This is a genomic window from Streptomyces sp. NBC_00483 (assembly GCF_036013745.1).
In the GTDB taxonomy this organism is placed as follows: domain Bacteria; phylum Actinomycetota; class Actinomycetes; order Streptomycetales; family Streptomycetaceae; genus Streptomyces.
This window is the reverse complement of sequence record NZ_CP107880.1, coordinates 4385521-4403982: the sequence shown is the minus strand read 5'-3', so window position 1 is coordinate 4403982 and position 18462 is coordinate 4385521. Positions and strand designations below refer to the sequence as shown.

The window sequence follows — 18462 nt, the reverse complement described above, 5'->3', positions numbered from 1 at the left end:
TCTGTTACGGGGTGGTGGATCTCTGTTACACGGCGTCGGACCGGCCCCCGTAGAGGTCGCTCTACGAGTGTCGCTCTACGAGTAGAGGTCAGAGGTCGCTCTACGAGTAGAGGTCGCTGTACGAGAGGTGGGTGCGGCCGCCGGCCGATACGGACTCCGCCGTGCGCACGGCCCGCACGATCGCCCGCGTCACGAGGTCCGCGCCCGCCGCGAGGATCTCGTTGAGGGCAAGGGGGTTCGCGGCGTCGAGCGGGCGCTCCCCGGTGGCGAGCGCGAACACCGTGTCCCCGTCGTTGAGCAGATGCACGGGGCGTACGGCCCGTGCGATCCCGTCGTGCGCGGTACCGGCGACCTTCTGTGCTTGGGCGCGGGTGAGGTCGGCGTCGGTGGCGACGATGGCGAGGGTGGTGTTGAGGGGCGGCGGGTCGGTGGGCGCGGTGGCACCGCCCCACGCGCCGGCCCCGGCGGTGCGCCCGGCTCCGCCCGCCTCGTCCGGCGACCCCGCCCCGTCCAGCGGTCCCGCCCCGTTCGCAGCGGCCGCCTCCGCCAGCCGCTTGCCCGCCGCCTCGTGCGCCTCCGGCGTCGGGTACGTCACCGGTCCGCGTCCCGTGAAGAACTCGCCGTACAGCGCCCCGGTGGCCGGGTCCACGGCGGAGCCCGCGGCGTTCGCGACGACCAGGGCGGAGACGGTGATCCCGGATTCGAGGACCGTGGACGCGGTGCCGATGCCGCCGCGCAGCTTCCCGACGAGCGTGCCGGTGCCCGCGCCGATGTTGCCCTCCTGGACGGGGGAGCCGGGCTCCGTCGCGGCGGCGGCCTCGACCGCGGCGCGGCCCAACGCCGCGTCCGGCCTGGCCCGCCAGTCGCCGCCCCGGCCGAGGTCGAACACGCACGCCGCCGGAACCACCGGCACGACCTCCCCCGGGCGGGCGCCGGCCGGGACCCCGCGCCCCTGGTCCTCCAGCCACGCCATCACGCCCGACGCCGAGTCGAGCCCGAACGCACTGCCGCCCGTGAGCACGACCGCCTCGATCCGCTGCACGAGATTGCGCGGGTCGAGCGCGTCGGTCTCCCGCGTGCCGGGGCCGCCACCCCGCACGTCCACGGCGGTGACCGCGCCGCCTTCCGGGGCGAGCACGACCGTCGTACCGGTCAGGAATCCGTCCCCGACACGGGTGGCGTGTCCGACGCGCAGGCCGGGGACGTCGGTGAGGGCATCGTTGCGTGTCGTCATGTGCCATGCCTACCACGCGAGTTGGTGCCCGCCCGGGGTGGCCGGACCTCGTCAGGCGGGCTGCGCCTCGCCCGTCCGCGAGGACAGCGTCACCCCGACCACCACCGTGAGCGCCGCGACGATCCCCGCCGCGAGCACCGCCCAGTGCCCCGCGAACGTGCACAGGAGCACCAGCAACGCGCTGACCGGCAACGCCAGTTTCTGTGCGACGCCCACCTTGAAGTACCGCGAGTGCAGCGCCCACACCAGCAGCAGGAACACCGCGGACGGGACCGTCACGGCGGCGGAGGCGGCGGTCGTGGAGATGTGCGCCTCGCCCACCGCCTGCTCGACGGCGACCTCGATGCCCGCGCCGATCGATGCCGCCGAGGCGAGGATGAAGAAGTGGCCGTAGCCCCATACGAACGCCTGCCGGTTGCTGCGCAGCCGGTCGTGGATCGGCACCGCGAAGTAGATCCACCAGGCGGCGAAGACGACGAGGAGGCCGCCGGCCGCGATCGGCAGGAGCTCGCCGAGCGCGTCGTTCTCCTCGATGCCCGACTTCACCGCGACCGTCGCCGCGGCGATCGACTCGCCGAGCACGATGATCGTGAACAGGCCGTAGCGCTCGGCGATGTGGTGCGGGTGCCAGGACGTCTGCCGGTCCCGCTCCGCGTACACCGGTACACACATCTCCAGGATCGCCATCGCCAGGAACACCCAGCCCTGCGCCGCCGTGGGCGTGAACAGCAGCGCCAGCCAGCCGACCTGGCAGGCGAGCACCCCGCCCGCGTACCGCAGCGCCACCCGGCGCTCGGCGCCCGTGGTGGAGGCTGCGGCCCGCAGCCAGTGCGTGGCCATGGCGACCCGCATGATCAGGTAGCCCAGCCAGACCACCATGTAGTTGTCGTGCGCGAACGCCTGTGAGACCCCGGCCGCGAGCACCAGCACGCCCGCGATCTGGACGAGTGTGATCAGGCGGTAGAGCGCGTCGTCGTTGTCGTAGGCCGAGGCGAACCAGGTGAAGTTCATCCACGCCCACCTGTGAGCCAAGGGTGCAACACCGCCTCTGACCTGCGGAAATGCCTCGATTAGGCAATCCACCCGCTTGAAGTCCCCGCAGAGGCGGACACCTACGGCGGATGGATGACCATGGAACGGGATGATCTTCCGACCCTGAGAGCGCTGGGCTTCGAGGACGAAGAGCTCCAGCGGCTTGGGCTCTGGGAGCCAGGAACCGGCGGCCCTGCTGACTTGGCAGAGGCGTACATCAGACGCAGCAAGAAGCGCGACGACTTGGCAACCCTCCGGGCGCATGTGCGGGATGTATCCCGTGCGGCTGCTGCCGATGGAAAGCACATCCGTCGCCTCTGGTTCGAGCAGCGAAGCGCGAGCAAGGCACATGTCCGGCGCGAGGAATTTGAGAAAGCGACTGCTGCTGTCCTTGATGGACTCAGCAAGACGCTCTATGTGTGGAAGACCGACCGACTTTCCCGCCGTGGCATGGGGCAGGTTGGTCTTTTGCTGGACGAATTCGACAAGCGTTCCGCACGCCTGGTCAGTTCGACCGAGGGGCTTGACTCGTCGAAGGGTTCCCGGATGGTCTTCGCCATCCTCAGCGAGCGGGCACGTGAAGAGTCCAAAGATATTGCGCTGCGGACTAAGACAGGTGGGGACGCCCACAAATCTGAAGGTCGCTGGCCCGGTGGAGTGGTGCCTTTCGGTCTGCGCTGTCCCAAGGGGAGCGGGAAGCTGGAACACGACCCGAAGGAGTACCCGACAGCGCGTCGCATTGCCGAAGCGTTGATGGACGGTGACACGCCGGCCGCTATTGCCGAAGCCCTGAACAGTGAGCGGATCAAGACCCGCAAGGGCAAGCAATGGCGCGCGCAGACCATCATTCACCTTGCGCAGTCCCCGAGTTGGGCAGGGCTAATCCCGGACCGTGAGCGCGCAAAGGATGAGTTCGGTAATCCGCTGGACAAGTGGCACCGTGGCGGGAATCCCCTAATGGGAGTCGACGGACACCCGATTAGAGCTGGCGAAGGAGTCATCACTTTCGCTGAACGCGCTGTCATCCTGGCCAAGTTCACTGCCCGGTCCCGCCCCGGTACAGCCATCGGCGACAGAAGCCGCGGCAAGCGAAAGGCGGCAACCATCCTTACGGGAATCCTGCGGTGCCCGTACTGCAAGGGAGCCATGGGGAACGGCGGACGCAACTACCGCTGCATAGCCCGGATCAACCAAGGGCCATCGGTGTGCGCGGGGGCTGCCACACTGCGGGAACGTGCTGACGAGGCAATGTCAGTGATGTGGATCAATCACATCCTCAGCCTTACGCCTGAATCACCCACCCTTCGGGCCATCGCGCGCCGTTGGCTGTCCTATCAGGATCCTGCCAAGGAATCGCGCAAGAGAGCAGTAGGGGCAGCGCTGGACAATGCGGCAGCGAGGGAACTCCGGCTTCAGAAAGAGTTCTTCATCGGCGGTGGGATGGAAGAAGCCCAATACGAAGCGCTTCGTGCCGAACTCGCCGGACAGATCAGCGGACTGAAGGCTGAGCTTGCCGAACTCTCCCTAGAGGCTGATCTCTCGCCGCTTATGGACCCTAAAGGGCTTGCCGCCCTGTGGAACGTGGCCGGTATCGAGGGGCAGCGTGCACTACTTCAGGCAGCACTCAAGAAGGTGACCCTGCTGCCCCCGAAGTGCGTAGGCGACACGACACCAATCATGGACCGCCTTGACCCTGACTGGAGAGATCAGGGCGGGAATCCCGCAATAGACGCCTATTGGGATGCATGGGCGAACGCAAAGACATCCGCCTAATCAGGCGGGAATCAGAACTGCACCGGTCCGGCCACGACTTGGCGGAAGTACCGGACCGGTGCCCCCTCATCGGAGAGAGGAACACCAGGATGTCACAGCAGTCATGCTCTGCACGTCGACCGGGATACCAGCAACGCCCCCCGATTGGCCGGAACAGCCTCGCGTGCGCACTACCCGCTGACCACCAGGGCAGCCACATGAACGCGTTTCGCGACGAGTGGCCCAACACGACACAGAGCACGGAAGACAGAGCGTCCACCCGTGAACGGATCACGCAGCAACTGGAAGAGCAAGAAGCAGCGTTCTACCGGGAGTGCGAGTTCAAGCGCCTGGAACGGACGCTCAACGGCCTGTACGCCCGACAGGTAGCCGAGGGGCCATCGGCCCTTCTGCGGCAGCGTACGGAGCGACTGGAAGCCATCATGGCCGCGCTGCAAGGCCACCCGGAGGCTTTGGCCGGCTAGCCCACGGAAACCCCCTCAGTGCCCACCTGGGCGCCCCACAGCCCCGCCTGACCCCCTTGGCCAGGCGGGGCCTTTCTGTGCCCGCAGAGGCCCCTACGGCCGTTCTTGACGCTGCGCCAGGTGGAGCCAGTCAGCGGACGGAGCGAAACTACACACCCGTACCTGACAGCCCGTCGGCTACACCTGCTCTGACCTGCGTAAACACAACCCCAGTGCAGTTGTGTATTTTCGACCCCCACTTCAGATAAAGCATAGAGTTCTCTAGTCGATTACCGAAACGAACCTCAAATCTACATTCCTGCACTCTTGCAGGTCAGGTGGGGTGTACGCGCGAATCTTCCGCTGTTCACCTACGCCAACGATAACGAGCGCGTAACGGAATTCAGCGACCCGGCCAGAATCTCGCGTTTTAAGCCTCAGAAGGCAATCGACTCACTAGATACCTTTGTAGGCACCAATAGGTAGCCTGCCCAGCGGACCGCACCCCTGATGAGGCCCGCCCATGAACGCCCGTGCGGGGGCATTAATCCGCACTCTCTAGAGGCCCGATCCGGGTTGACTCGCATGACTGGCAGGGGTGCCTAGTCATGCTGAGTCCCTGGGTCGGGCCTTTAGTCATTCCTGCACCCCCAGCGAAAGACTTCCCGACATGACTTCTGTCGAATCCGCGTACCACCGCATCCACCGGACGCTAGACAGGCTGCGACTCCCGGCCAAGTACCACAACTGTGCCTGGTGTCTGCGCACGGCGTCCGATTGGGCCTACCGCTGGGGCACGGACCCTAACGAGCAGCACGCAGGCAAGCGAGTCTGGTCCGAGAACACTTCCAACTACGTGGCCATGTGCCGTAGTTGTCACAGGAAGTACGACCAGGCTTACCGCCGTGTCGGCATAGAGGGGCTGGAAGCTGAGTGCGCACCCCTCATTAAGGCCGCGTATCTCGCTGTGGACCACGAACAGCGCTACACGGAAGCCACGGCCCGTGAAGCCAGTGCGCTCGCTGCCCATAGGTACCTGGCCGCGCGGGAAACGCTAGGGCGCCGCTACGGCAAGGTGTCACTAGAAGTCGAGCGCGCAACGCACAGCCGGCTAGTCAGTGCGTACGCCAAGCGGGCTGACAGCCGATGATGACGCGTCTCTACTTCGCCGCGGAGCTATTCAACTTGGCATTCCTGGTCTCACTGGTTTACCGGGCGGCGGGGGTCATTTGATGGATGGGTCCCAGAACAGCCTCACCACTTACGGAAATCCGTAGGTGGTCACAAGTTCCGCTGACAGGCATCGGCGGTTAGGGCTAGGCATGGCCCGTACTCCAACGCGGGATTAGTCACCCGCATGTTCCCACCCCTGCGGTCGCACAGGCGCGATGCCTTCCAGGGGTGGGCTCACATTCTTCCCTCGCCGCTCCTGGGTTCCGTGTCCTGGGCCAGTTGAGCGGCGGGAGGAATATCGAAAAGGACACATACCTTGAAGTCTCTTCTTGCTGAGGTGGCAGACAGTCAGTTTGCCGCCTGTCAGATCGTTACAGCGATAGCCCGCAGCGCGCCGGATACTCGCCTTCCTGTTTCTGCGCTGTCTCAGGCGCTCTTTCTCAACGAAGCGGAAATGCGCGACTTCTACGGCGACACCGTGACTGCTGTGGACGTCGTCGCATACGTCCGGCACGCGCCAGCGACCCACCTCCTGACGCACGTCTACGACGAAGGGGTGCAGGCCAATGGCTGAGGCTCCAACTCCCGCCGAGGCTAATCCCGAACAGAATCCCGATGCTCCTCCGCCGGCTGACCCAACTGGCAGCGCGTCAGGTGAAGGGGCTTCAGGCAACCGAGAAGCGGCCAAGTACCGAACGAAGCTGCGCGAGGCTGAGACGAAGCTAGATGCTTACGAAGCCCGCGTAAATGCCCTACTCCGCAAGGAAATTGAGGCACACGCAGCAAGCAAACTCGCCGTTGGCGCTGATCTATTCGAAATTGGCGGAGCCAACATCGATGACCTGACCGACCCGGAAGGGAACGTCATGCCGGATGCGGTTGATGCCGCAGTAGCAGCGCTCCTAGATAAGCGCCCTGGTCTCCGCAATGGCTCCGCTCCCTGGGGTGATGTTGGCGGCGGTCGACGCGAAGTAGCGGCCGGCCCTTTGAGGATGCAAGACGCGCTTCAGTTCAAGGGCCGGTAGGGAGGGTGGGGGCGCCAACTCCCCCACCCCCTCACACAACTGAATAGGCATCTACCAATTCCCGTAGATGCCTTCTGAGGAACCGCTAGTGCCCCAGGTGGGCGGCGGTTTTCTCACGTTTGGGCCAGGCGCCCGCTTTCCCGTGCTGCCAGGTGCAGCGGGCCCCATTCATTGCGCTGGCCATTCGCCGCGCCCATGCCCAAACGCAAAGGAATTCAAGCATGACCATGCTTACGCCTGCCAACGGTGCTGTTCTACCCCCGGAGTACGGGGAGATTGTCACGAAGCCCGTTGAGGCTCTTTCTGTGGCCTACCTGACCGGCACAAAGATTCTCACGAAGTCGCACGACTATCGAATCCCGATTCTCGCGGCTGATGTGACCGGTGGCGCTGTTGCTGAGGGTGCGGAGATCGCTCCTTCCGACGCTGACCTTGATGAGCTGGTGGTCACTCCGGCTAAGTTCGCTGGCCTCACGATCATCAGCCGTGAACTTGCCGATGACTCCAACCCTTCTGCGACCGACCAGATTGGCCGGAGCATCGCGCGGATGATTGCCAACCACGTTGATAACGCGCTGTTCAACGCGCTGGCCTCCCCTAATCCATCCGGCTTCGCTTCGCTGGCGGGCATTTCTACGGTTGCGGCCCCGGTCACTTACGCCAACCTTGACCCGTTCGAAGAGGCCATTTCGAAGTCTGAGGCTGCCGGGGGACGGATCACGTCTTGGGTTACCGGCGCTGCCACGGCCCTTGAGATTGCGAAGCTCAAGGATGCGACCGGTTCCAACAAGGCGCTTCTAAACCCGGACCTGACCGCTGATGGTCGGCGAACCATCCTTGGCCGGCCGATCATTGTCAGCCCGTACGTTCCGGCGGACACCGTTTACGGCATCAGCAAGGATGACTTCCTGGTGGTGACCCGTGAGGACACACGCCTTGACGTTGACCGCTCGGCATATTTCTCGTCTGACCGTGTTGCTGTGCGAGGCACTATGCGAGTCGCTTTCGGTATGCCGGTTGCTGCGGCCCATGTCCGCATCACCAATGCCGCTGGCTAATCGCTAGCGCCTAGCCGGGTAGTTCCCTTGTTTGCCGGACTTCGAGGGGGAGCTACCCGGCCATTGGTGTATCTAGGGGCTCCCTGCCAGCCGGCGTACCCCTATCGCCCGAAGGAGCCCCATGCCCTACCTGCCCCGCCGCAGATGTACGGCCACACCCAACTGTCCGAACCTGGTCGCCGGGAGAGAGCGCGCATGCGCTGATCACATACACATGCTGACTGCACGACGTGCCGAGAAGGGGACCAGCGCATACGGAAAGGAATGGCCGCGGAAGCGTGAGTCATTCCTGTATCAGAATGCGTGGTGTGTTCTGTGTCGCCAGTCCGCGCGTGTCGCTGACCATTGGCCATTGAGTCGCAAGGAACTGGTCAAGCGTGGTGTTGCTGATCCGAACGCGCATGAACACCTAAGAGCACTCTGCGTCCGCTGCCATAACCGTGAGACAGGCCGTAACCAGGCTGGTGGTGTCGTGGCTGAGCGGCAGAGGCAGTCACAGGCTCAACGTGAATGGCAGCGCTGGACAGCGGAGCATGACGCGCGGACGGATGAGCCTCCGTTCTGACCCACCCCCTGGGGGGTGACCCCCTCCCCGCCCCACAGAAGCGCGGCAGGGAGGGAAAAAACTAGCGCCGCAGCTTGAAAGCTTTGCGCGGACAGGTTCGGCCCGTTCTATGCCCCGGTCACTTGCTGGCCGGGGCTTTCTTATGTCTTGAGAGTGAATGATGACCACTAACCACGTTGCCGGTGTTGCTGCCTTCATGCTCCTCAGCGATGAAGAACTATGCCGGCCGCTCTGGGAAATCCCGTACGACGACCGTAAGGCGTTCCTTTCTGCGTGTTCCAGGCGACAGTTCGCCAAGCATTCCGGTGACGAGTCTTTTCAAGTACCCGAGCATGACCGGCGTGTGACAGACTGGGCTGAAACCGAGTAGCAGGCCCCGCAGGATGACAGGCTTTTTGATTTGACGCTTACGGCTCAATCTCTGGCGTGCCATCATCGGATGAGTTCGATGCGATTCTTTCTGAAGCTGTGCGGAACAGTTTCTCCAAGATTTCTGCTTGTTCCTTCTGAGCCTTCGTGGCCTTCTTCGACTCTTCAGCTATTACGTGCGTGCTCCACTCCAGTGACTCTCTGTTCAGGAGTGAAGCCTTCAATACCTCAAGGTCAATTGTGTAGGTCAATGTCTCGACGGCGCCGAATGGCCCTGAAGCGTTCACTACTACCGTGTATTGGCGAGGTAGGTCTGATTTGAACAGCCTATTTCCAACGTCCATCAGGTACATAAGGCTACGACCTGGGGGGAGTACAGAAATCTTACGCGTTACGGCTTCGTTCAGCTTGGCTGCCGTTTCTTCCCCTAGAGCGGAACGTAGGGGAGGTTCAACAGATAGCTGAACATCACGAGCCACTGTCGGTCCGCTGTTCTCGATGAAAAAGCAGAGAAGTTGCGACCCTGGTACTCGTTCTCGGATATCCGCGATCACATAGGGCAGTACCTGTTCTCGCTGGGCTTGCTCGGCCAGCGCATTAGCCTTCTTGGCCGCCTTCATCTGTTGATGCGTATAGATGAGCGTGCCCACGGCGGTGAGGACTGAGACAACGATGGCGATGAGGGCGAGGGTTTTTTCGTCCATCTACGGACTCCAACCTTGTGGATCACCTGAAGCCATCAGGTACTTCAGAGAGTAGCGCGCCAGTGACCACGGTGGACGATGCGCGGCCAGTCCTCCCGACGTAGACGGTTGGTCAGCTAGGTCAGTGCGTCAATGGCAGACGTGATCAAGGACCGTGCATCCGCTCCATAGACGGCAACCCTCTTCATGTTGCCGAACGCCCGGAGATATAGGGCAACTTCACTGGGCTGAGTCTCCTTGATGGAGGCTGCCAGCGTTTCGACGTGCACCCGTTGACGGTCAAAGACAGTGAACGTTTCCAGCGGCCACGCCTCACGGGGTGCTGCGAACGGGATGACCCCCAGGGAGACCGAAGGGAGCGCCATGACTGACAGCAAGTGGCCTAGCTGAGCGGCCATGACTTCTGGGCTTCCGATCCGGTACCGCAATACAGACTCTTCCACCAGCACGGCGAACCGGTGGTCACCTTCTCTGATGACGCCTGATCGGGCCATGCGCGCCGCGACTGCATCTGACACATCGTCAGGCGTACCGCGGAACCGGGCGATGGATGACAGCAGCGCGGTTGCGTAGCCAGGCGTTTGGAAGAATCCGGGAACGACATTCGAGCAGTACACGTGAAACTGTCGTGTCTGGTCGTAGAGGGGTACGCCCGACTCTTGCAGTCGCCTAAGACCGGTTCGCTGTAGCCGTTTCCACGCGGTGTACATGGAATCTGCCTGCCTGTTGGCAGCGATCAAGTCACCGGTTTGCTCCGGTACCCCGCACGCTGCACACCAGGCGCGTATGTCAGCGTCGCTAGGGGGTGTCTTGGCGTGCTCGATTCGGGAAGACTTGGACTCGCTCCAGTCGCAGCGGACAGCCAACTCGCGCGCTGTGATACCCGCATCTAGTCGCAGGTCCCGTAGCCGGCTGGCGATGGCTACTCTCGCCTCTTGGGCGCGGGAGGATGGCGACGGCATGAGTTGGATGTCCGCTGGTGTTAGACGCTGAACTGGTCGTGGGGAACTGCGCGCTGCCAGATATCCTCAAACGCCGCAGCGCAGTGCTCCAACTCCATTGAGTTCTCGCTGAGTTCGTCGCGCACGTGGCTTCCGTCCCCTGCGAAGTGATGGATGCGCAGTAGCTTCCCGTCGAACAGCCAGAAGTCATTGACAGGAACCAGGATTCCGGCGGCCTGACTGCGAGGGAGCCAGCGCACATCCTCGCCAGCAACGACGTTGGAATGTGTCGCGTAGTGCTCCCATCGGATGTACTCGCTGACAGGCTCAGAGACGATGCGGGCACGGCGAATCACGACACCGCGGGAGACCGCATCCGCAATGACCTGATGGAACGGTTGCCACCAGGTCTCACGGTCATCCCAGTTGATGCGCTCTCCGCGCTGCCAGGCTTCTAGGCGGGGGTTGGCGCCGTAGTCGTCACGCATCTCCAAGTGGACAGCGGATTTTCTGGTGTTGGCCAGTAGCTCACTGAACGGCGGAACGCTCGACTGCATTGCACGCTTCCCTGATCATTGGCACCATCCGCGCCGGAATCCTGATGACTTCTTCGCTGTCCGGAATCGGCCCGTTGGCTGTTGTGTTTGCCTCACACGCTGATCGCAGTTCAGGGCCCGCCTTCCAGCCCTGTAGCACCAGTTCGCCCGCTTCTTCGTCCGCCCAGACAGTTGGGCAGTGGTCTTGGTCAGTGTCCGGGTCAATGCCCACGAACCGTAGCGACATGACAGCCTCTCTCCGTGTGTGGCTTGCTCGAACTTGCATAGCCATCCTGACTGTTCAGGCCCATAGGTCAAGGGCACCTGCCAAGACATGCGCGTGCAAGTCGGTGCAAGTTCATGGAAGCGAGTAGTCGAACGGCCCTTGACTGGTTCCCTCACACGGGACAGCGACGCTGGGGGTTGGACGTATGCAGGCGAGCACAACGCAGGGAACGCCCGTGGAACTTCCGCTGATCCGCAGTGAGCACCTTGAAGGCGTAGACGGATGCATGACATGCCGGTTGCTCACCCGAGAACGACGCAATGCGAAGGCAAACGGGAACGGCAGTCGCGTAACGGACCTGAACGTACGCCTACGCCGGCACCTGAAGATGGATCACCAGTGGATCACGGATGGCGACGCGCTGTGAGACGAGTGGCTTACCGCTTCGTCATGCGCACGATTCGTAGAGCGGCAGAGTCCGAAATGACGCTCACGGCTCGCTGCCTGGCCAACGGCTGTAAATGGTCCGTTGGACCTACCGCTGAGCTTGAGGTGGCCCAAGATGCCTGCCTGGTCCACGCAGAGCAGCAGGGGGAAGCACATAGCCGGTTCTCGCGCGTCACTGAAGATGTGGGCGAAGTAGTCCACTCATAAGCCCCTGTTCCGGGCTGGTCCACGGTCGGAACAGGTGTCAGGCCCCGTCTGCACATCCCCCCGGTGTGTAGACGGGGCTTCTTACTGCTCGCGTATAGCCCGTGGTCAGGGGCTTTCGGTATGGTGTTGTTCTCTTGGTTCACGCCCACCAGATCGCGAAGAAGACGCGCGCGTAGTCGATCACGCCGGCGCCCGAGTGCCCCTCCGCGACCGCGTGCACCAGCTCCGCCCCGCCCTGCGCGACGGCGACGACGAAGCACAGGTCGAAGAACAGCTCCAGCGGTGAAGCGGCCCGGTGTTCCTCGTCGCGCCCCCTCTCGACCATGCGGCGGATCGGGGAGCGCTTGTCTGGCGTGGACGTCATGCGCCCACCCCAGCAGATCCGGCCGTGCCGTGGGGGATTCGGCACGCAGTCCGCACGTGCGCGGCAGCCCGCGGTACCACGGAAATCCGGCACATTTCTTGTGAATGCGTTCACAAGCGAACATGGGTCGAAAGTCCCGAGGAAAACCCCAGGTCACCCCGGAAGTGCCAGCGGATTCCGGCCCGAAGTAAGGCCCTACGGTCCTGAACTCAGGACCATTGCCGCCCCTCCGGCGAGCCCCGCAGGAGTGCAATGAACACGTAGCAACCCACCGGTCGAAGAGATGGGGAAGGTGCCGCAGATGACTGCCACTCCCGCGGAAAAGACGACGCACGGCGAGGCCTGGGACGGCTTCAAGGGAGGGCTGTGGCGGGACGCCGTCGACGTCCGCGACTTCGTCCAGCAGAACTACACCCCCTACGAGGGTGACGGCTCCTTCCTCGCGGGACCGACCGAACGCACAACTGCCGTGTGGGACAAGCTCCTCGGGATGTTCCCCGCGGAGATCGAGCGCGGCGTCCACGACGTCGACGCGAAGACCCCGTCCCGCATCGACGCCTTCCGGCCCGGCTACATCGACGGCACCGCCGCCGATCACACCGACCTCATCGTGGGCCTCCAGACCGACGCCCCGCTGAAGCGCGCGATCATGCCCAACGGCGGCTGGCGGATGGTCGAGGGCGCCCTCAACGCGTACGGCTACGAGGCCGACCCCGAGGTCCGCGAGATCTACACCCACCTGCGCAAGACCCACAACGAGGGGGTCTTCGACGCCTACACCCCCGAGATCCGCGCCTGCCGCTCCTCCGGCATCATCACCGGCCTCCCGGACGCCTACGGCCGCGGCCGCATCATCGGCGACTACCGCCGCGTCGCCCTCTACGGTGTCGACCGCCTCATCGCCGCCAAGCAGGCCGACAAGGACAAGCTCAGCGCCGCCTGGCCCACCGAGCACGTCATCCGGGACCGCGAGGAGATCTCCGAGCAGATCAAGGCGCTGAACGAGCTCAAGGCCATGGCCATGTCGTACGGCTACGACATCTCTGGCCCGGCCCGCACCGGCCGCGAGGCCGTCCAGTGGCTGTACTTCGCCTACCTCGCCGCCGTGAAGGAGCAGAACGGCGCGGCCATGTCGATCGGCCGCATCGACAACTTCCTCGACATCTACCTGCAGCGCGACATCGAGGCCGGCCGGATCACCGAGTCCGAGGCCCAGGAGTTCATCGACGACTTCGTCATCAAGCTCCGCATCGTCCGCTTCCTGCGCACCCCCGAGTACAACGACCTCTACTCCGGCGACCCGACCTGGGTCACCTGGTCGATGGCCGGCATCGGCGAGGACGGCCGCCCGCTCGTCTCGCGCACCACCTTCCGCGCGCTGCAGACGCTCTACAACCTCGGCCCGGCCCCCGAGCCGAACCTGACGGTCTTCTGGTCGCGTGAACTGCCGCGCGGCTTCAAGGACTTCGCCTCCCAGGTCGCCATCGACACGTCGGCCATCCAGTTCGAGTCCGACGACCTGATGCGCCCCAAGTACGGCGACGACACCGCGATCGCCTGCTGCGTCTCCGCGATGGCCGTCGGCAAGCAGATGCAGTTCTTCGGCGCCCGCGTGAACGTCGCCAAGGCGCTCCTCTACGCGATCAACGGTGGCCGCGACGAGAAGTCCGGCAAGCAGGTCGTGGAGGGCTTCGAACCCATCGAGGGCGAGTACCTCGACTACGAGACGGTCGCCGAACAGTACGACGCGATGCTCGACTGGCTGGCGAGGACCTACGTCCACGCGCTCAACGTCATCCACTACATGCACGACAAGTACGCCTACGAGCGCATCGAGATGGCCCTGCACGACCAGGAGATCCTGCGCACCATGGCCTGCGGCATCGCGGGTCTGTCGGTCGCCGCGGACTCCCTCTCGGCCATCAAGCACGCGAACGTCAAGGTCATCCGTGACGAGACCGGCCTCGCCGTCGACTACGAGATCGAGGGCGACTACCCGGCCTACGGCAACAACGACGACCGCGTCGACGAGATCGCCAAGCGCATCGTCCACGGCTTCATGGAGAAGGTCCGCAAGCACCCGACCTACCGGAACGCCGTGCACACCCAGTCGGTGCTCACGATCACCTCGAACGTCGTCTACGGCAAGAAGACCGGCAACACCCCGGACGGCCGCCGCGCCGGCACTCCCTTCGCCCCCGGCGCCAACCCGATGAACGGGCGCGACGAGCACGGCTACATCGCCTCCGCCCTGTCGGTCGCGAAGCTGCCCTACGACGACGCCGAGGACGGCATCTCGCTGACCAACACGATCACCCCGGACGCCCTGGGCCGCACCCCCGGCGAGCGGATCGGCAACCTGGCCGGCGTGCTCGACGGCTTCATGGCCAGCGACGGCTTCCACATGAACGTCAACGTCCTCGACAAGGCGACGCTCGAGGACGCCATGGAGCACCCGGAGAACTACCCGCAGCTGACCATCCGGGTCTCCGGGTACGCGGTGAACTTCGTCCGCCTGACGCGCGAGCAGCAGCTGGACGTCATCAACCGCACCTTCCACGGCTCCCTCTGAGCCGGTCCTCCCGACCGGGACACCCTGAAGGACACGAGGAGGAACGCCATGACCGTGCTGCTCACCCGGACCGCGAGTGACCTCGGCGCGAACGACGCCGCCACCCCGGCCGCCGCCGCGACCCACCGCCCCATCGAAGGCTCGGTGCACTCCTGGGACCTGTCGACCGGCGTCGACGGGCCGGGCACCCGCTTCGTGACGTTCCTCTCCGGCTGCCCGCTGACCTGCCTGTACTGCCACAACCCCGACACCTGGAAGATGCGCAACGGCAAGCGCACCGCGGCCGACGCGATCGTCGCCGAAGCCGCCAAGTACACCCGGTTCATCGAGGCCGCGGGCGGCGGCGCCACCATCAGCGGCGGCGAACCGCTGCTCCAGCCGGTCTTCGCCGGTGAGCTGCTGCACCGCTTCAAGCACGAGCTGGGCCTGCACACTGCCCTCGACACCTCGGGCTTCCTCGGCGTGCGCGCCACCGATGCCCTGCTGCGCGATGTGGACCTGGTGCTGCTCGACATCAAGTCCTGGGACCGCGCCACCTACAAGCACGTCACCGGGCGCCCGCTGCAGCCGACCCTCGACTTCGCGCACCGCCTCGCCGACCTCGGCAAGAACGTGTGGGTGCGCTTCGTGCTCGTCCCCGGCCTGACCGACGACCCCGCCAATATCGAGGGCGTCGCCGCGTTCGCGGGCTCCCTCGGCAACGTCTCCCGGGTCGACGTGCTGCCCTTCCACAAGCTCGGCGAGGCGAAGTGGCAGGCTCTCGGCAAGACCTTCACGCTGCACGACACCCCCTCGCCCACCCCCGAGCAGGTCGCCTCCGCCAAGGCGATCTTCGAGTCCCACGGCCTCACGGCCGTCTGACCCGGCACGCCGGGGGCCGTCGCCCCCGGCGACGTACCCTGGAGCCATGAGCAGCCCCGCCCCCGACCCCCAGAAGCGTGACCACGAAAAGCGCGACCCCAAGAAGCGCGACCCCAAGGCCGCGCTGATCTTCGACGATCCGCTGACGGCGCAGTCCTCCGACGACACGGACCGCGGCTGGGGCGAGCGGCCGACAGCCGGCGACAACAGCGCCGCCGACCTGGCCCGCTTCCTCGACGAGAAGCCGCCCCACCACATCTGAAGGGCCGCGGCCAGCCCTGCTAGGGCTCGGTGTGCCCCGAGCCGCGCTGCGCCACGAGCGCGTCGCGGATCTCCTTGAGCACCTCCAGCTCGGAGACCTCCAGCACCTCCTGGGTGCCTTCCTTCTCGGCCTTCTTCGCGGCCTGCCGGGCGAGGTACTTGGCCATCGGCAGCACCATCAGGAAGTACACGACGGCGGCCGTGATCAGGAAGCTGATGGCGGCACTGAGGACAGTGCCCCACATGATCTGGATGCTGTCGTCGCTGCCGGCTTCGCACGTGCCCTTCAGGCAGTACGCGTACTTGTTCAGGTCCTGCGTCCCGAACGCTCCGACGATCGGGTTGATGACCCCTTCCACCACAGCGTTCACGATGTTGGTGAATGCGGCGCCGATGACCACGGCGACCGCCAGGTCGATCACATTCCCGCGCATGAGGAAGGCCTTGAAGCCTTCCCACAGGCTCGGTCCGTTGTTCTCGCTCACCAGAAGGCCTCTCTTCACATGTCCAGGTAGTGGAGCAAACGCTTCCGCAACCTACGACAGTTCGGTTCAGACCTGTCCAATTCGGTAGCTCGAACGGGGGACTTGCGGAGATATACGTCACCACACCGTCACCGCCAACCTAGAAGCGGCTCCGGCGCCCGCGAGCCGCGCCGCGGTCGCGCGTTCCACCGTCAGCACCACCAACGCCCCGCCCGTCGTCGAGGTTTCGCCGATATCGCCGCCTTGACCGAGAGTTGGCCTCGGCTTCGGCACGGACGCCACCCGCGCGCCGGACGCGAGCACCCGCACCCCCGGCCCGCCGTCGGCCCGCGCCGCCACCACGTCGACCCGGTCGCCCGGTCGCAGCAGCCGCACCGCCCCCGCGTCCGCGATCCGCACCGGCGCCGACACCGGCGCGGCGGACGCGTCGGCCCGCCCGCCCGGCGCCGCCGCGTGCGGGGGCTCGGGTCCGCCTCCCGCGCCGGACGACGGCACCGCGACCGCCAGCGCCGCCGCGGTCAGGACGAGTCCCGCCGCCACGGCCGGCCGGTGCCGGCGCCTGCCCGCGCGCCCCGGCCGCCACCGCGCGCCGCGTACGTGCACGGGAGGGAAGGGCGGCACCTCGGACGTCGGAGGAATGCTGAGCTGGTACGGGACGGGAACAGATGCGGACAAGGTCGCCACCGCCTGCGGATCGGTCGGGCCGGACGGGCACCGCGCCCGTCTCGCCGACCACCATCCGCCTCCGCGCCGCATCCCGCCGGAGCCCGTGCACTACCGAGCGGTTGTGGACAACTCCCTCACCCGAAGGGGAGATTCAGGCCTCACGAGGGGATATTCAGGTCTCACGGCAGCCTCAGGGCAGCATCACGGCAGCCGGAAACCCGGATCCATCCCGCCCAGCGCCCCGGCGCACGGGCAGTCCCGCTCCGCGTCCGCCGGCAGCCCCGCCACCGCGTCGAACAGCACCGTCCGCAGCCGGTCCACATTGGCCGCGAACACCTGGAGCACCTCGTCGTGCGAGACGCCCTCGCCGCTCTCCGCGCCCGCGTCCAGATCCGTGACGAGGGTCAACGACGTGTAGCAGAGCTCCAGTTCACGGGCGAGCATCGCCTCGGGGTGCCCGGTCATCCCGACCACCGACCAGCCCATGGCGGCATGCCACTGCGACTCGGCGCGGGTGGAGAACCGCGGCCCCTCGACCACCACGAGCGTCCCGCCGTCCACCGGCTCCCAGTCCTTGCCGCGCGCCGCCTTCACCGCGACCCTGCGCCCCGCGGGGCAGTAGGGGTCGGCGGGCGAGACGTGCACGACGTTCGGCACGGTCCCGTCGGGGAGCGGATGCCCGTCGAAGTAGGTCTGCGCCCGCGACTTCGTGCGGTCCACGAACTGGTCGGGCACGAGCAGCGTCCCCGGCCCGTACTCGGGCCGCAGGCCGCCCACCGCGCACGGGCCGAGTACCTGGCGCACACCCACGGAACGCAACGCCCAGAGATTGGCGCGGTAGTTGATGCGGTGCGGCGGCAGATGGTGGCCGCGGCCGTGCCGGGGCAGGAAGGCGACCCGGCGCCCCGCCACCTCACCGAGGAAGAGCGAGTCGCTCGGCGGTCCGTAGGGGGTGTCGACGCTGATCTCCGTCACGTCGTCCAGGAACGAGTAGAAGCCGGAGCCGCCGATCACACCGATCTCGGCGTCGGCGGTGCTTGCGTTCACGTTGCTCGCGTTGGTCCCCATGGGTCAGCACAGTAGTCACGTCGGGAACGCCGAAGACCCTGTCGTCGGATGACGACAGGGTCTCGTAAGAATTCGCGGCGTGGTTACGCGGCGGAGGACGTCGAAGAACTCGACGAGCTCGACGAAGACGAAGAGGACGTCGACGGCTTCGAGTCGGAGGACGACTTCGAGTCCGAGGACTTCGACTCCGAACCGGACGACGACTCGGATCCGGACGACGACTTCGAGGCCGACGCCGGGCTGCTGCTCGACGAGGAGCCGCGGCTGTCATTGCGGTAGAAGCCGGAGCCCTTGAAGACGATGCCGACGGCCGAGAACACCTTCTTGAGGCGGCCGTTGCAGCTGGGGCACTCGGTCAGGGCGTCATCGGTGAACTTCTGCACCGCCTCGAGGCCCTCGCCGCACTCGGTGCACTGGTACTGGTAAGTCGGCACTGTGTCTTCCTCCTGGCA

Annotated in this window: 17 protein-coding genes and 2 pseudogenes; 8 read left to right on the top strand and 11 right to left on the bottom strand. The window is 65.4% G+C overall.

Annotated features, from left to right (window positions below):
- Window positions 1-100: 100 nt before the first annotated feature.
- Window positions 101-1234 (bottom strand): P1 family peptidase, encoded by a 1134-nt coding sequence (locus tag OHA73_RS19445; RefSeq protein ID WP_327655674.1) that lies wholly within the window; start codon window positions 1232-1234, stop codon window positions 101-103.
- Window positions 1235-1285: 51 nt separating this feature from the next.
- Window positions 1286-2254 (bottom strand): annotated as a pseudogene (locus OHA73_RS19440) (low temperature requirement protein A); the annotation flags it as partial.
- A 105-nt stretch (window positions 2255-2359) separates the two neighbouring features.
- On the opposite strand from OHA73_RS19440, the gene OHA73_RS19435 reads away from it, so the two are divergent.
- From OHA73_RS19435 to OHA73_RS19420, 4 genes are all read left to right on the top strand, one after another.
- Window positions 2360-4039 carry a recombinase family protein gene (locus tag OHA73_RS19435; RefSeq protein ID WP_327655673.1) on the top strand — a complete coding sequence of 560 codons (1680 nt, stop codon included), beginning with the start codon at window positions 2360-2362 and terminating at the stop codon, window positions 4037-4039.
- A 197-nt stretch (window positions 4040-4236) separates the two neighbouring features.
- Window positions 4237-4503, top strand: a complete 267-nt coding sequence (locus OHA73_RS19430) for a hypothetical protein (RefSeq protein ID WP_327655672.1) — start codon at window positions 4237-4239, stop codon at window positions 4501-4503.
- Window positions 4504-5971: 1468 nt separating this feature from the next.
- Window positions 5972-6229, top strand: coding sequence for a hypothetical protein (locus tag OHA73_RS19425; protein WP_327655671.1), 258 nt, complete (start codon window positions 5972-5974; stop codon window positions 6227-6229).
- 603 nt (window positions 6230-6832) lie between these two features.
- Window positions 6833-7738 carry a phage major capsid protein gene (locus OHA73_RS19420; protein WP_327655670.1) on the top strand — a complete coding sequence of 302 codons (906 nt, stop codon included), beginning with the start codon at window positions 6833-6835 and terminating at the stop codon, window positions 7736-7738.
- A gap of 972 nt (window positions 7739-8710) precedes the next feature.
- Here the strand turns inward: OHA73_RS19420 and OHA73_RS19415 are convergent.
- The 4 genes from OHA73_RS19415 to OHA73_RS19400 all read right to left on the bottom strand — a co-directional run bounded on the left by OHA73_RS19415 (window position 8711) and on the right by OHA73_RS19400 (window position 11100).
- Window positions 8711-9376: a hypothetical protein gene (locus OHA73_RS19415; RefSeq protein WP_327655669.1), complete on the bottom strand. Its 666-nt coding sequence runs from the start codon at window positions 9374-9376 to the stop codon at window positions 8711-8713.
- 116 nt (window positions 9377-9492) lie between these two features.
- Window positions 9493-10338: a helix-turn-helix domain-containing protein gene (locus OHA73_RS19410; RefSeq protein WP_327655668.1), complete on the bottom strand. Its 846-nt coding sequence runs from the start codon at window positions 10336-10338 to the stop codon at window positions 9493-9495.
- A gap of 20 nt (window positions 10339-10358) precedes the next feature.
- Window positions 10359-10874 carry a DUF6879 family protein gene (locus OHA73_RS19405; protein ID WP_327655667.1) on the bottom strand — a complete coding sequence of 172 codons (516 nt, stop codon included), beginning with the start codon at window positions 10872-10874 and terminating at the stop codon, window positions 10359-10361.
- The gene (locus OHA73_RS19400) at window positions 10846-11100 is read right to left on the bottom strand and encodes a hypothetical protein (RefSeq protein WP_327655666.1); all 255 of its coding nucleotides are present in this window, start codon (window positions 11098-11100) and stop codon (window positions 10846-10848) included. The genes OHA73_RS19405 and OHA73_RS19400 overlap by 29 nt, the downstream gene beginning before the upstream one ends.
- Window positions 11101-11361: 261 nt before the next feature.
- Between OHA73_RS19400 and OHA73_RS45770 the strand changes: the two genes are divergently transcribed.
- The gene (locus OHA73_RS45770) at window positions 11362-11733 is read left to right on the top strand and encodes a DUF7848 domain-containing protein (RefSeq protein WP_443063097.1); all 372 of its coding nucleotides are present in this window, start codon (window positions 11362-11364) and stop codon (window positions 11731-11733) included.
- Window positions 11734-11875: 142 nt separating this feature from the next.
- Here the strand turns inward: OHA73_RS45770 and OHA73_RS19395 are convergent.
- Window positions 11876-12097 (bottom strand): annotated as a pseudogene (locus tag OHA73_RS19395) (low temperature requirement protein A); the annotation flags it as partial.
- A 301-nt stretch (window positions 12098-12398) separates the two neighbouring features.
- Between OHA73_RS19395 and pflB the strand changes: the two are divergent.
- Genes pflB through OHA73_RS19380 form a run of 3 tightly spaced genes read left to right on the top strand, consistent with a single transcriptional unit; the run spans window position 12399 to window position 15792 of the window.
- Window positions 12399-14669: a formate C-acetyltransferase gene (pflB, locus tag OHA73_RS19390; protein ID WP_267070127.1), complete on the top strand. Its 2271-nt coding sequence runs from the start codon at window positions 12399-12401 to the stop codon at window positions 14667-14669.
- A 48-nt stretch (window positions 14670-14717) separates the two neighbouring features.
- Window positions 14718-15530 carry a pyruvate formate-lyase-activating protein gene (gene pflA / locus OHA73_RS19385; RefSeq protein WP_266711159.1) on the top strand — a complete coding sequence of 271 codons (813 nt, stop codon included), beginning with the start codon at window positions 14718-14720 and terminating at the stop codon, window positions 15528-15530.
- Between the two features lie 46 nt (window positions 15531-15576).
- The gene (locus OHA73_RS19380) at window positions 15577-15792 is read left to right on the top strand and encodes a hypothetical protein (RefSeq protein ID WP_267070128.1); all 216 of its coding nucleotides are present in this window, start codon (window positions 15577-15579) and stop codon (window positions 15790-15792) included.
- Window positions 15793-15811: 19 nt separating this feature from the next.
- Here OHA73_RS19380 and mscL read toward each other — a convergent pair whose 3' ends face one another.
- From mscL to OHA73_RS19360, 4 genes are all read right to left on the bottom strand, one after another.
- Window positions 15812-16276 (bottom strand): large conductance mechanosensitive channel protein MscL, encoded by a 465-nt coding sequence (gene mscL / locus OHA73_RS19375; protein ID WP_426903118.1) that lies wholly within the window; start codon window positions 16274-16276, stop codon window positions 15812-15814.
- Between the two features lie 117 nt (window positions 16277-16393).
- Complete coding sequence (locus OHA73_RS19370; protein WP_323187262.1) at window positions 16394-16960, bottom strand: hypothetical protein; 567 nt, start codon at window positions 16958-16960, stop codon at window positions 16394-16396.
- 183 nt (window positions 16961-17143) lie between these two features.
- A complete protein-coding gene (locus tag OHA73_RS19365; protein WP_327655665.1) occupies window positions 17144-18010 on the bottom strand; it encodes an S-methyl-5'-thioadenosine phosphorylase in 867 nt (288 codons plus the stop codon).
- Window positions 18011-18093: 83 nt separating this feature from the next.
- Window positions 18094-18444, bottom strand: coding sequence for an FmdB family zinc ribbon protein (locus OHA73_RS19360; RefSeq protein ID WP_327655664.1), 351 nt, complete (start codon window positions 18442-18444; stop codon window positions 18094-18096).
- Window positions 18445-18462 lie beyond the last annotated feature (18 nt).